The organism is Sphingobacterium wenxiniae (assembly GCF_900116225.1).
In the GTDB taxonomy this organism is placed as follows: domain Bacteria; phylum Bacteroidota; class Bacteroidia; order Sphingobacteriales; family Sphingobacteriaceae; genus Sphingobacterium; species Sphingobacterium wenxiniae.
Window position 1 is genome coordinate 462799 of the sequence record NZ_FOZZ01000002.1, and the last position, 13186, is coordinate 475984.

The window sequence follows — 13186 nt, forward strand, 5'->3', positions numbered from 1 at the left end:
GCAAGAAACATATTATATGGAAATAACATTTGATTTCGAAAAACCTATTGCAGATTTGCTAACCCAGATAGAAAAGGTTCAACAAGTTCAGGAAAAAACCAAAGTAGACATGAGTGCTACGATTCGTGAACTAGAAGAAAAACTGGAACAAGCAAAAGTAGAGATATATTCCAATATGACCGGTTGGCAAAAAGTACAGATGTCCCGTCATCCGGAACGTCCGCAGACTTTCGATTATATTGAGATGATATGCGAAGATTTCATCGAATTACATGGCGACCGCACTGTACGTGACGACAAAGCCATTATTGGTGGCATGGCTTCTATCAATGGGCAGCCTGTAATGGTCATTGGTCATCAAAAAGGGAAGAATACCAAAGAACGTCAATATCGCAACTTCGGTATGGCAAACCCAGAAGGCTATAGAAAAGCTTTGCGCCTAATGAAGATGGCAGAGAAATTCAATAAGCCTATCGTCACGTTCATCGACACGATGGGTGCTTATCCGGGCTTGGAAGCTGAAGAAAGAGGACAAGGCGAAGCAATTGCCCGCAACTTGTTGGAGATGTCGGTACTAAAAGTGCCAGTTATCTGTATCGTTATCGGTGAAGGTGCTTCTGGTGGAGCATTGGGAATCGGTGTTGGTGACCGCGTTTACATGCTACAAAACACATGGTACTCCGTTATTTCTCCTGAATCCTGCTCCTCTATCCTATACAGAAGCTGGGATCAAAAGGAAAAGGCGGCTGAGTCATTGAAGCTTACGGCAGATGATATGTTGAAAAATGGACTGATCGATGGTATTATCGATGAGCCGATTGGTGGAGCACATCAAGATCCTGCAGCTACAGCTGAATTTGTAAAAGCTCGTATTCTTGCTGACCTAAACGAATTGGGGTTAAAAGATGCTGACACTTTGGTTACTGAGCGTATTGATAAATTCAGTAAAATGGGTGTTGTTGTTGAGTAAATAAGAATATTAAGCATAAAAAATCCCGCTTTTAATAAAAGCGGGATTTTTTATGCTTAATATCTAAAGGGGTAATCCCTAATAAATTCAAACTTATAATCCGTATTCTTCTGGATGCTATCGATTAAAGAGGAAAGTAATTGCTGTCCTTTCTTATTCTGGAACATATCATCATGCATCAGTAACACCACATTATTTGCTTCCATGGATGTTTTATTATTCATATAGTTTGTCAACCGGCTGTAAACCTCCTGTACAGATTGCACTGGTGTCCCTGTCAAACCGTTGATCTTCCATTCCACATCCCATCCGTATACTTTATAACCATTTGAATACAGCATATCTGCTGTACTTGCGCCACTTTGCAAATCGATGCGTCGCACATCATCATAAATCCAGATGTTACGCCCCGGCAATCTCACAATCTTATGCTTTAAAGCCAAATCAGTTTCATTCTTTTCAAAATCCTCATAAGCAGATACAGGATTACTATAGAAAGTCACAAAACGATTATTCGCATGCGTATAGCTATGGTTATAACATTCGACCAAAGGGTTATTATTATACTTTTCAAAATCCCTTTTTAGTCCTTTTGACATATTCGCATGCTTACCGACCAAAAATACGCTTATTTTAATGTTTTTTGATTTGGCGATAGAGTCAATGGCGGCACTGCCTTTTAAGGGGCCGTCATCAAAAGTAAAGTAGATATGCTTAGGTCTTTTATTCAACTCCGTACGTACAGAATCACGTATCCGACGGCGTTCCTGTTTTACGTAACGTGCAATGGAATCCTTAGAAATAGGGTTCAATGTATCCACCGGAACAGCAATAGGATCTTTCAATCGCTTGGCCAAGCGACCATTTGCTATTGGCGAGGTATCTTGCAAAATAACAGGAGTTACGGTATCTAAAACAGAAGCTTCCTGCCCCTGTGCCGCCTTTGTTCCCAATCCACTCTGGCAAGCGAAAAAAGAGGAGGCTACCACGACTGCTGCCCCTATATACGATAGGGAACGAATTCCTTTTAACATCTTCGGTGATTACTCAATTTTTTTACAAAAATAGAGTATTGCACGTCCAAACACAAAAAAATGTATGAATAAAGTAAAAGCCCGCACTGGTGTGCAGGCCTTTACTTTATTAACGTCCTCTACGAGGATGTTTTTTATACTTTTTATCGTGTTTCTTATGCTTCTTATCATAATGTTTATGGCCATAATAGTCATTTCTTACACGCTGTGGATGTCTGTCATAACCATAATGCGCATACTGTTTTCTTATTTTTTTATGATTTTTCCAGGGATGAGCATGATTAATCACCACTTTATGGGTTCTGTATAAATCAATACGTGCAAAACGACTTGGAAGCGCAGCACGAGTAATCCAGCGGTTTCCATGAAAATAGGTATACCGGCGACTCGACACATCGTAATAGGCATCCGCTTCAGGAATATAATAATAACGCACATAATCATACCCTGCAGGGCCCCAATTAGGTTGTGCTCCAATATTAATGCGTACGTTAACCTGTGCTCGGCTAAGCGTCGGGACAATAGTCAAAAATCCTAAAGCTACTGTGGCGTATAATAATCTTTTCATGGTAAACTCCTTTTTGTAAAATTGAACAATCACATGTCTAAATCTCTTTGCATATTATGACGTACAGATTACAGAGAAGGTTTAACGACGTAAGTGTTAAAAGTTGTGAAATACCAAACGGTCATCATCACTGATAAAGTGGACTATTTTATCTATCTTTGTGCGATTTAAAAAATTGCAATTTACATGGCTTTACAATGTGGTATAGTAGGTTTACCCAATGTTGGTAAATCAACCTTATTTAACTGTCTGTCTAATGCGAAAGCACAAGCAGCCAATTTTCCATTCTGTACAATAGAACCTAACGTAGGTGTGATCACCGTGCCTGATGAGCGGTTGAATAAACTTGCCGAGCTGGTTAATCCACAACGTATCGTTCCCAATACTATAGAAATCGTCGATATCGCCGGCTTGGTGAAGGGAGCCTCCAAAGGTGAAGGCCTTGGAAACCAGTTCTTAGGCAATATTCGTACAACGAATGCCATTATCCACGTTCTGCGTTGTTTTGATGATGGGAATGTCATACATGTCGACGGTTCGGTAGATCCCATTAGGGATAAAGAAATCATTGATACAGAATTGCAGCTAAAGGATTTGGACACGGTTGTAAAACGTATCCAAAAGGTAGAGAAAATGGCAAAAACAGGAGGTGACAAAGAAGCAAAACGTACATACGAGATCTTATCCGTAGTAAAAGAACATTTAGAGTCTGGAAAATCTGTACGTACTGCACCGATATCGGAAGAGGACTTTGAGTTTATTAACGACCTTAGCTTATTAACTGTTAAACCTGTTCTTTACGTCTGTAATGTCGACGAGGCATCTGTTAATAGTGGTAATGCTTATGTAGATAGTGTAAAAGAAGCGGTTAAAGATGAAAATGCAGAAGTACTGGTTATCTCTGCACAAATTGAATCCGAGATTGCACAGCTGGAGTCCTACGAAGAGCGCCAAATGTTTTTGGACGATTTGGGATTGGAAGAATCCGGTGTTTATAAACTAATCCGCGCCGCATACTCTTTGTTAGACTTGGCTACTTACTTCACAGCTGGTGTACAGGAAGTTCGTGCTTGGACAATAGAAAAAGGTTTTACTGCTCCACAGGCTGCGGGTGTTATACACACCGATTTTGAAAAAGGCTTTATCCGCGCTGAAGTAATTAAATACGAAGATTTCATCCACTATGGTTCAGAAAGTGCCGTAAAGGAAGCTGGTAAGCTAAGTGTAGAAGGAAAGACATACATCGTGCAAGATGGAGACATTATGCACTTTAGATTCAATGTATAATAGCTAAAAAGCGTGTCATTGCTTCGCGCAATCATACGCTTTTAGTCCCTTATTTTACTCAAAATCGTTAAATATGAAATTTGGACAAGTAAGTAATCCTGAAGAAATAGACTTCTCCCTACCTCCTACACCACAGGAGACTTTCGATTTATTGAAGGCGAATAAACAAGAGGGTTCATTGGAAATATCAGTAGGCTGTGCCAAATGGAATAAGGCTGATTTAAAGGGTTTCTATCCCCGTGGCATAAAGGACGAATTGCACTATTATTCCCGGCAGTTTAATTCGATAGAATTGAATGCTACATTCTACAATTCACCTTCCAAAGAACAGGTCATTACATGGAAAGAAAAAACACCTGCAGATTTCAAGTTTTTCCCGAAAATTCCGCAGTCTATTAGTCATTATTCCAGACTGATTAACACGGATGAGAAAGTGACAGCATTTGTTGATTCAGCGGTACTTTTTGAAGAGAAGTTGGGTATGGCATTTTTACAGATGCACGATAACTACAAGCCCAAAGATTTTGACCGGTTGGAAGATTTTTTAAAACGCTTTCCTAAAGGTTTTCCTTTAGCGGTGGAAGTTCGTAACGAAGAATGGTTTTCCAACAAAGAAATCAGCCAGAAACTATATCATTTATTGGAAAATACCGAGGTCACTAATGTTTTGGTGGATACTGCTGGGCGAAGGGATATAGTGCACATGCGCTTGACAACGCCTATCGCTTTCATTCGTTATGTAGGAGCAAACCACCCATCAGACTATGACCGTCTTATACAATGGGTGGATGTCATCAAAACATGGCGGGATGCAGGATTACAGAAGTTGTACTTCTTTATTCACCAAAATATAGAGCTGGAATCGCCGTTATTGGCTGGTCATTTCATTACACACCTGAACAAAGCACTGGATGTAAACCTCAAGATTCCAAATAAAGAGAATAGCTTGTTCTAAGATCAATCCTCATTCTCCATTTCCTCGTACAATTTCCTATCCGCCATTGCGCCATCCATATCTCCCAATCTTTCTTTAATCGATGCACGATAGGCATACAGATCAGAATAGTAAGGGTTCAACTCGATGGCTTTGGTATAATCTGCTAAGGCTTCCTCCCAACTCTCCATCTTCTCCCGTAAATCAGCGCGCAATGCAAAAACATAAAAATCCTCTGGAAGCAGTGCTATCAATTTATCAAAATCAGCAATAGCATTCGGGTAATCCTGAATATTGATCAAAAAATTACCCCTCTCTTCATAAATCAGGCTATTTTCAGGTTGGAGTTGTGCCGCTTTATCAAAATCAGCTTTCGCTCTATCATTTTCGTGGATAGCTTCAAATAGCTTAGCTCTCGATAACAACGCTTGAAAGTGAGCAGGTGAAAGATACAAAGCTTCCTCAAAGTCAGCCAAAGCTTTGTCATAACACAATAGTCGCATATAAAGAGCTCCACGATATACCAATACATCGGCATCACCTGAAAACTTATTCACAGCATACGTATAAAGTGCCAAGGCATATTTGTAATCAAACTGCTGCGTTGCCTCTAAAGCATCTTCCAGCAGCTTTTTAAGCTGATTATATGCTGAAACCTTTTTCTGTGTAAGCGATCTGTTTTCCAACCACTCCAAGAAAATATGATAATTAAAATCCAGTCCTTTAGCAACTTGATAGTCATAGAAAGCTCCTTCTTCATCCCCCATTTCTTGGTTCAACAATGACCTACAGGCATGGAAGAACGGTTGATCGGGAAATTGAACTATTCCCTCGCTATAAAGCTTAAGAGCCTCCTCCCTATTACTTGATAAATATGCTTGTTGCGCTTGTTGCGCTATATGAAGTGCCTCATCATTCAAGTCTACATCTGTTGATACCATATCCTGTAAAGGAAATCTTTGGGAACTGGCTAATTGAAAATAACGATTGTGTTGTAACGGCATAAATTATATAATAAAACCTCTCAAATAAAATAACGTTTAACAATACGGAGTTTATGGGTATAGCGGTTCAGCTCAGAATTAAAAATTCCTTCTGAATCCATTTTATCTACACGAACCCGTGCTGAAGCATGTAGAATATGTTCACTGTCCACCATAATGCCCACATGCGTAATACGCCCTTCCGAATTATCAAAAAATGCTAAATCACCCGGCTGAATCTCTGTCAAAAAATCTACAACCTGCCCAATTTCGGCCTGTTGGTAAGCGTCTCGCGGCAATACCAGTCCAAAATGCCTATATATCGCCTGGCTTAAGCCGGAGCAATCTATACCATAGCGTGAACGACCGCCCCAGAGGTATGGACTATCTTTATAATAATCGATAAGCTTAGGAAATTCTGTATCGAAATCCTTTAACGTTGGCATACGCATTTTACCTTCTATCTCAAACCATTCCTCAGCTGAAAAGGTATTGTCATTTACGTCGATACGTGTTCCTGGCAACAGTTGTACCCTGCGTATAGGACTTTGGGCAATAGCGCCGCCAAGATCCACTATAAAAGCTTGTCGTGCCATCGGTGCTGCATTTTCTATTTCATTCGCCAAAGCATATTGACCTTTCTGTATCCAACCCTCATATCCGGTTTCAAACATTTTAATATGACTCCATTCCTCCTGCTCTTCAATTATTTCAAATTGTTCTGCAAAAAGCACCTGACTGACCATCTCGCTTTTATGTGAAGCAGTAGCCCGCAGTGGCACTATTGATAAGTTGCAAATTCCAAAAACCATATCTATTTCGTATTGATTTGAAAACAAAATACAATTTACATCTGTTTTAACCTTACGAAGATAACTTTTTTAAATAAACCAAAATGACATATCATAGATTTAACCGGATTCTTTTAGCTGTGGACGATACACCTTGTTCGCAAAAAGCTATAGAATATGCGCAAGATTTGGTGCGCGTATTTCATTCTTCCGTTGCTTTAGTGACTGTCGTCCCCCCGACTTCACCTGCAAACTATGGAGCAGATCCCTTGCTAGGACAACAACCTGTTATCGTTCCAGAGGTGTCAGAAATACAACAGGAGTCTGCACAACGTTACTTAGAGAGTATCAGCAATGATTTTGAAGGAGCAAATGAAGTCTTTCTTTTCAACAGGATCGGTGCTATTCGTGATGAGATTTTGAGTACAGCTGCCGAATGGACAGCAGATTTAATTGTTATGGGGTCAAACGGACGTACCGGCTTTGATCATTTTATATCGGGAAGCGTTTCCGAATCTGTAATACGAAAGGCGCACTGTCCTGTGTTGGTTGTTCCTGGAAAATGTGATTAACAAGTTGGGAGAAAGCCCCATACTGTCCTTAGTCTGTCGGAGTGGGATTATATTGCGTCGAGAGCTAAGGACTTTTATATCAGGTAGTCTCTCAGACTACCCTAATTCTTCATCCTTAGAGCCATCTTCTAAGCCCTCGTCAGAGCCGAGACACAGCGAGACACGGCGCTTCGCTAACTCTAATGACACAGATAGGGTCAACCTTTCCGAAGTTGAGCAGCAAACATATTATCGGCTTTATTATCATATCCCTTTATCGTTTCCATCGCTTCTACTTTCAAACCATGTACTTCTTTCAGGAATGAAATGACCTCCTCATTTTCAGCTTTAAAGACGGAACAGGTCAGATAAACCAAGACACCGCCCTCCTTCAAGTAAGGGATAACTCTAGAAGCAATATTCCGTTGACGTTCAGCGTATAATGCGATATCTGAAATATTTAATTGCTGTATCATCTCTGGCGTTCTTCCCCAAGTACCCGAACCCGAGCAAGGCGCATCCAAGAGTATACCATCAAATGCTTCACCTTCCATTAGTCCATGGATATCATTGGTCAAATCCAAGATTTTTTTTCTATATGACGTACGGATTTTCGCTTTCATAAAACGTTCATCCAAATTTCGTAAGATACTCAAACGAATATCAGAAACCAACAGATCTACATTCGGGTATATATCCAAAATCATCAATGATTTGCCTCCGGAGGCAGCACAAGCATCCCACCACTTATCTTCTTTTTGGACAGGAATAAAATCAAGTGTTTTCTGCGAAGATAAGTCCTGCACTTCATAGTCCCCTTCTATTTTTCGAAGGTCTTGTAAACGTGTACCATTCGCTAAACGATACGCATTATCCCCACATTGCTCAAAGGCAATACGGTGATGATTCAATTCATTCTCCACACGTAGCGTACTTCCCTTTTTCACCCGAATAAATAAATCCGGCTGCATAAGCTGTGCTTGTGCCAAGGAAATGAAATCAATAGCGTCTGACAGATAACCCGCAAAAGGAAAGACATCGTTCAAATCGAAGCTAACTTCATTCTTTAAGAAATCTACTTTATCCGCAATAGAATAAGACAGCCATTCTACCCAAGTAGGTTGGTACAGGGAAACCAAATCACTTTCCGTTTCACATAGAAATTCAGCAACAATTAGCCTATCCCGAATACCAGTATCTGATAATGCATTTCCTATACGGAAGTAGTTATAACATAAACGAGAGGTCATCCTTCTATCGGATGACCCCATTTGTTTGTTTTCCTTAAAAAACCTGCCTAGAAATCGCGCAAAGGGTTCATCATTCTGATAGGCCCCTATAGCTCTTTCAAAATTTCGAAGCTGTTGTTCGACCCTGCGTTCGTTGATTTCTGCCATTAATTCAATTGAAAGGATGAACCTTTATATGTTTTATAACTTACAGCCTGATTAACATAGCCCGCTCTATCATCATACTCAAATTTATACGAACTGAACAGGCCATCAAAACTTTCTTTGGTAATGTAATCTGCGTATTTATCACCATGCTTGCTCAACAATGAACCAAAATAAATTGCAGCATCATAACCTTTGTAAGAGTGATCTGAAGGGTTAACACCATACAGTGTATAGTATTGTTCCTTAAACTTCTCCGCATCGGCCGACCAAGTCATCAAATGGCTTTCTGCCGTAATAGTTGGGGAATAACTTGAAAAGCTAGAAAAAGAACTAAAATCAATACGATCCCATAGTGGATGACCATATAATTTAAATTTATAAAGCTCTTCCGACGACTTTTTCTCCAGATTATTTAATAATGTTCGCAATTGGAATCTATCGGTTGTACCTGCTATCAATAGGTTTTTACCTGTTGGTGTAAGAGCCTCATTCAATTCCTCAATATTAGATACCGACTTAACCTGTATAGCCGATTTCAAAGATCTCAATGCTGCAGCAAAACCCTGTAAAAACTGACGTCCATCATTGTCCGAAGTATTATAGATAATAACTTCGTCAAGAGAAGAATAATCCTTCGCAACTTTAGCAGCAATAGCTTTCATGTGCACATCGATAGATGGTGTTACAGAAACTAAATTCGGCAAACCGAAATCACTTGCCTTGGAAGCCGCTAACGGATTGATCTGCAAAACTCTTTTGTTTCCCAGATTTGTTCCAAAAGTTTTGATTTCTTTTGGGTAAACAGGACCGATAACAATCGCTGCGTTACTGATTTTTTCCGATCTGGCTATAGCAGCGCTGTGCATCTCATCGTCTTTGGAGTCCAGGACATTTAGACTAAAAGACTTGCCTTCTTCAGACAATTGATCAAGTCCAAGTTGAAGACCTTGATAAAAATCCAGTGCCAAAGCCGAGCGAGTTACATCTTCTTTGGATAACCCCGAGGGATTGACCCTATCCAACTGAAAAGGCAGTATTAAAGCGATATTATTACGGAGTGCTTCAGCCTTTTTAGCGTCCAACGTAGCATCCGTCGTTTTACTTTCTTTTGTACTTTCTTCTTCTTTTGGTGTTGTTGTACCAGCAACTCCACCCCGATGTTCAGGTGAACGAAGAACACCTGTTGTTTTCGGAGAACAAGCTCCAAAAAACAACAGCAGTCCCATCATTCCCAGAATTAATTTATTCCCACTCAATCGTTGCAGGTGGTTTTGAACTGATATCATAGACAACTCTGTTGATTCCTTTAACATGATTGATGATTTCGTTTGAAATTTTTGCAAGTAAATCGTATGGAAAATGAATCCAGTCCGCAGTCATACCATCTAATGAACCTACTGCACGCAAAGCAACAACATGCTCGTACGTACGTTCATCGCCCATAACGCCTACAGACTGAACAGGCAAAAATATAGTGCCTGCTTGCCATACTTTTTCGTACCAACCTGATTCTTTCAGGTTACGGATATATATATCATCAGCTTCTTGCAAAATTCGTACCTTTTCAGCTGTAATATCGCCCAAAATTCGAATTGCTAGACCTGGCCCAGGGAAAGGATGTCTTCCCAAAATGTTAGGGTCTATATCCAATGTCTTTCCAACACGTCTAACCTCATCCTTAAACAAAGTCTTCAATGGTTCAACAACTTTCAATTTCATAAAGTCAGGTAATCCGCCTACATTATGGTGAGATTTAATGGTTGCCGACGGCCCCTTAACCGAAATGGATTCGATAATATCCGGGTATATCGTGCCTTGTCCTAACCATTTCGCTTCAACGCCTTCAGGAAGTTCATGCTGGATGTCTTTGGATGCCTGATCAAAAACATCGATAAAAGCCGCACCAATGATTTTACGCTTTTGCTCGGGCTCAGATATACCTTCCAATCTACCATAGAACAAATCCTTTGCATTGATACCCTTAATATTCAAGCCCATATCCTTGTACGAATCTAATACCTGTTCGTACTCATTTTTCCGCAACAGGCCGTGGTCAACAAAAATACAGTGCAAATTTTTCCCAATAGCCTGATGCAGTAATACCGCTGCCACTGTTGAGTCGACGCCTCCAGATAAAGCCATGATAACATGATCATTACCCAATTGTTCTTTAAGTTCAGCTACAGTTGTTTCAACAAAAGCATCTGCCGTCCAATCTTGTGAACAACCACAGATATCAACCACGAAATTTTTAATCAATACCTGTCCATCCGTACTGTGCGTTACTTCCGGGTGAAACTGTATACCGTAAGTATTGGTTCCTTCGATATGATAAGCTGCTACCCGTACTTTGTCTGTACTCGATATCACCTTGAAATTAGCCGGAACATCTTTAATGGTATCACCATGAGACATCCATACTTGTGATTGCACCGGCACTCCTTTTAACAACGGGTTTTCCTGATCTACAAATTGTAGGTTAGCGCGGCCGTATTCACGGATTTCAGAAGGTAGAACCTCTCCACCGGATTGCTGTGCCAAATATTGGGCACCATAGCATACGCCCAAAAGCGGGAAACGATTCTGTATAGATTTATAATCAATTTGCGGCGCATCTTCTTGCCTTACAGAGTAAGGACTGCCAGAGAAAATAACACCTTTTACCGAATCGTCAAATTCGGGCAAGTTATTATAGGGATAAATTTCACAGTAAACGCTAAGCTCACGGACACGACGAGCAATCAGCTGTGTATATTGCGAGCCAAAATCAAGAATGATAATTTTTTCAGACATGACGCAAAGTTAAGGATTCGTAGCGTATTTCCTTAAGGATTTTTATTTGATTTTTTTGCCTTTATATGTTTAATTGTTCAACCGTTGAAATCGTTTAATCCCTAAACAACTAACCCTCTAAATGCTAAACAAAAAACTACAGTTTCATCGACCTAATAAAGCCAATTCCTCATCGTTATACATCTTTGCACCTTTCAAATAGTTAAATATCAACTCTTTGGTATTTTTATCATTAAGCTTATACAAGTTATCTACCAAGAAATCCTTATCCTCTTCTATATTATCCTTATAGCCTAAATAAGAAGGTATATAATATTGAATACAGAGTCGTATATAGCGTAATTCCACATTATTCGGAGCACTCTTGATTTCCTTTTCAAGCATATTACGCCCATTTTTAAAATAGCTCATTTTCTTGAAAGGATTACCTGTATGTTTCGCCATGAACATGTGGTAAGCCGCTTCATAGCCCCGCTCTATTGGAGAATCTGCATGCTTTTCCAATGCTTCCAAATGCTTTTTACATGTTTCCTCGTCCTTATGCCCTACCTTGAAATCTTTACGGATTTCAGCGATAGGAAGCGTTTGGCCCACAACAGAGGCTATAAAAGCAAATTGCAATACCATTATCCAAAAACATTTTACCTGCATAACGTTTATCCCTTTGGTTACAATTGATAGATTACAAAAAACAAGCCAATTTATTTAATCAACTGTTCATAAAGATAATTGATTACCTTGACCGATAAAGCTATATTCCCATCTTCCCGCTTCGGGATACAGCCATTCGTTATCACCACAAAACCAAATTTTTCCTCTGGATGGAAAAACATATTGCTAAAAAGCCCATAAGCATCTCCGGTATGCCCCACAAGATGAATATTCGGAATTAAGGTATCTGTTTCCTGCAATGCCAGACCATAACCCTCCGGTTCACTCAATTTCTGTTGCATGAGCTGAGCACTCTTCTTTTCCAAGAGTCTTCCTCCCGCATAGGCCCCATAGTTCATATGCATACACATATAGGTTGCTAAATCCTCTGCCGATATTTTTAATCCTCCTGTTGGTGAGAAAACAGGAGTACTCTCTCCTAACCTATATTTTTTGATATCCTCCGATCTGGGGTTGTATGCCGATGGTTGCGCCTCAAAATGATTGCTTTCACTATTATACGCATATAGTGTAGCAAAGTTAGCCTTGTCCAAAGAATCAATACAATATCCCGCATTTAACTTTAATGGACGAAGCACCTTGTCCTTGATATAAATATCGAATCGCTGATGCGTTAAACGCTCCAACACAGCCCCTACCATATTAAAATTCAAGTTACAATATTCATAATTCGTACCTGGAGCATAATCATTATAACTTTTTTCCCATTCAGGATTCTTTGCAGGGTTAATGACATCCAATTCAAAATAACCGTTCTTATCATTGATACTGGAAGTGTGCGACAATACCATGCGCAAGGTTATTTTTTGATTTGGGTATTTTGGATTTCGAATAGGAAATCCCATCAAATCCCCAAAATCGTCATCCAACGAAATCAATCCTTTCTCTACTAGTTGCATGATTGCAGTCGCTGAGAAAGACTTAGAGATAGATGCTATACGAAATAGATGATCTGTCCGAAGAGGCGTCTGGCTTTCCAAGTTTTTATATCCCAGTGCTTTTTGGTAAATCGGTTGGTTATCTTTAATAACAACCACGGCTAACCCTACGGCCTTATAGTCATCGACCAATGCTTGCAGCCCTTTATCAACAGACTCTTGTGCCCAGATATTTTTACTTAGCGACAAAAGGAATATAATGCACAGCATCTTTACGGCTATTTTCATCATGTTTAGATTTATAGTAAGAAGTATTCCCATAAAAATA

The 13186-nt window shown here is 39.8% G+C and carries 13 protein-coding genes; 4 read left to right on the forward strand and 9 right to left on the reverse strand.

Translation table 11 applies throughout. The features are described from left to right. Positions 1–16 precede the first annotated feature (16 nt). Positions 17–970 carry an acetyl-CoA carboxylase carboxyltransferase subunit alpha gene (locus tag BM375_RS04475; RefSeq protein ID WP_093363956.1) on the forward strand — a complete coding sequence of 318 codons (954 nt, stop codon included), beginning with the start codon at positions 17–19 and terminating at the stop codon, positions 968–970. A 56-nt stretch (positions 971–1026) separates the two neighbouring features. On the opposite strand, the gene BM375_RS04480 is transcribed toward BM375_RS04475, so the two are convergent. Together BM375_RS04480 and BM375_RS04485 are read right to left on the reverse strand one after the other, a co-directional pair. Beyond that, a complete protein-coding gene (locus BM375_RS04480; protein WP_093363958.1) occupies positions 1027–2004 on the reverse strand; it encodes a polysaccharide deacetylase family protein in 978 nt (325 codons plus the stop codon). 109 nt (positions 2005–2113) lie between these two features. Further along, on the reverse strand, positions 2114–2572 hold the full coding sequence (locus BM375_RS04485) for a hypothetical protein (protein WP_093363960.1): 459 nt from the start codon (positions 2570–2572) through the stop codon (positions 2114–2116). A 186-nt stretch (positions 2573–2758) separates the two neighbouring features. On the opposite strand from BM375_RS04485, the gene ychF reads away from it, so the two are divergent. Further along, entirely contained in the window at positions 2759–3859 is a 1101-nt protein-coding gene (gene ychF / locus BM375_RS04490) for a redox-regulated ATPase YchF (RefSeq protein ID WP_093363961.1), read from the forward strand. Between the two features lie 73 nt (positions 3860–3932). Continuing rightward, positions 3933–4814, forward strand: coding sequence for a DUF72 domain-containing protein (locus tag BM375_RS04495; RefSeq protein WP_093363962.1), 882 nt, complete (start codon positions 3933–3935; stop codon positions 4812–4814). 2 nt (positions 4815–4816) lie between these two features. On the opposite strand, the gene BM375_RS04500 is transcribed toward BM375_RS04495, so the two are convergent. Continuing rightward, on the reverse strand, positions 4817–5734 hold the full coding sequence (locus BM375_RS04500) for a tetratricopeptide repeat protein (RefSeq protein WP_170852584.1): 918 nt from the start codon (positions 5732–5734) through the stop codon (positions 4817–4819). An 83-nt stretch (positions 5735–5817) separates the two neighbouring features. Further along, positions 5818–6588 (reverse strand): C40 family peptidase, encoded by a 771-nt coding sequence (locus tag BM375_RS04505; protein WP_093363965.1) that lies wholly within the window; start codon positions 6586–6588, stop codon positions 5818–5820. Between the two features lie 83 nt (positions 6589–6671). Here BM375_RS04505 and BM375_RS04510 point away from each other — a divergent pair, with 83 nt between their 5' ends. Beyond that, positions 6672–7139 (forward strand): universal stress protein, encoded by a 468-nt coding sequence (locus BM375_RS04510; RefSeq protein WP_093363967.1) that lies wholly within the window; start codon positions 6672–6674, stop codon positions 7137–7139. A gap of 197 nt (positions 7140–7336) precedes the next feature. Here BM375_RS04510 and BM375_RS04515 read toward each other — a convergent pair whose 3' ends face one another. From BM375_RS04515 to BM375_RS04535, 5 genes are all read right to left on the reverse strand, one after another. Then, positions 7337–8515, reverse strand: coding sequence for an RsmB/NOP family class I SAM-dependent RNA methyltransferase (locus BM375_RS04515; protein WP_093363968.1), 1179 nt, complete (start codon positions 8513–8515; stop codon positions 7337–7339). Further along, positions 8515–9801, reverse strand: a complete 1287-nt coding sequence (locus tag BM375_RS04520; RefSeq protein WP_244525816.1) for an ABC transporter substrate-binding protein — start codon at positions 9799–9801, stop codon at positions 8515–8517. The genes BM375_RS04515 and BM375_RS04520 overlap by 1 nt, the downstream gene beginning before the upstream one ends. Then, positions 9758–11308, reverse strand: coding sequence for a glutamine-hydrolyzing GMP synthase (gene guaA, locus BM375_RS04525; RefSeq protein ID WP_093363970.1), 1551 nt, complete (start codon positions 11306–11308; stop codon positions 9758–9760). Before guaA ends, BM375_RS04520 begins: the two co-directional genes overlap by 44 nt. 144 nt (positions 11309–11452) lie before the next feature. Continuing rightward, the gene (locus BM375_RS04530; protein WP_093364067.1) at positions 11453–11935 is read right to left on the reverse strand and encodes a hypothetical protein; all 483 of its coding nucleotides are present in this window, start codon (positions 11933–11935) and stop codon (positions 11453–11455) included. Between the two features lie 74 nt (positions 11936–12009). Beyond that, a complete protein-coding gene (locus BM375_RS04535; RefSeq protein ID WP_212611627.1) occupies positions 12010–13149 on the reverse strand; it encodes a serine hydrolase domain-containing protein in 1140 nt (379 codons plus the stop codon). Positions 13150–13186 lie beyond the last annotated feature (37 nt).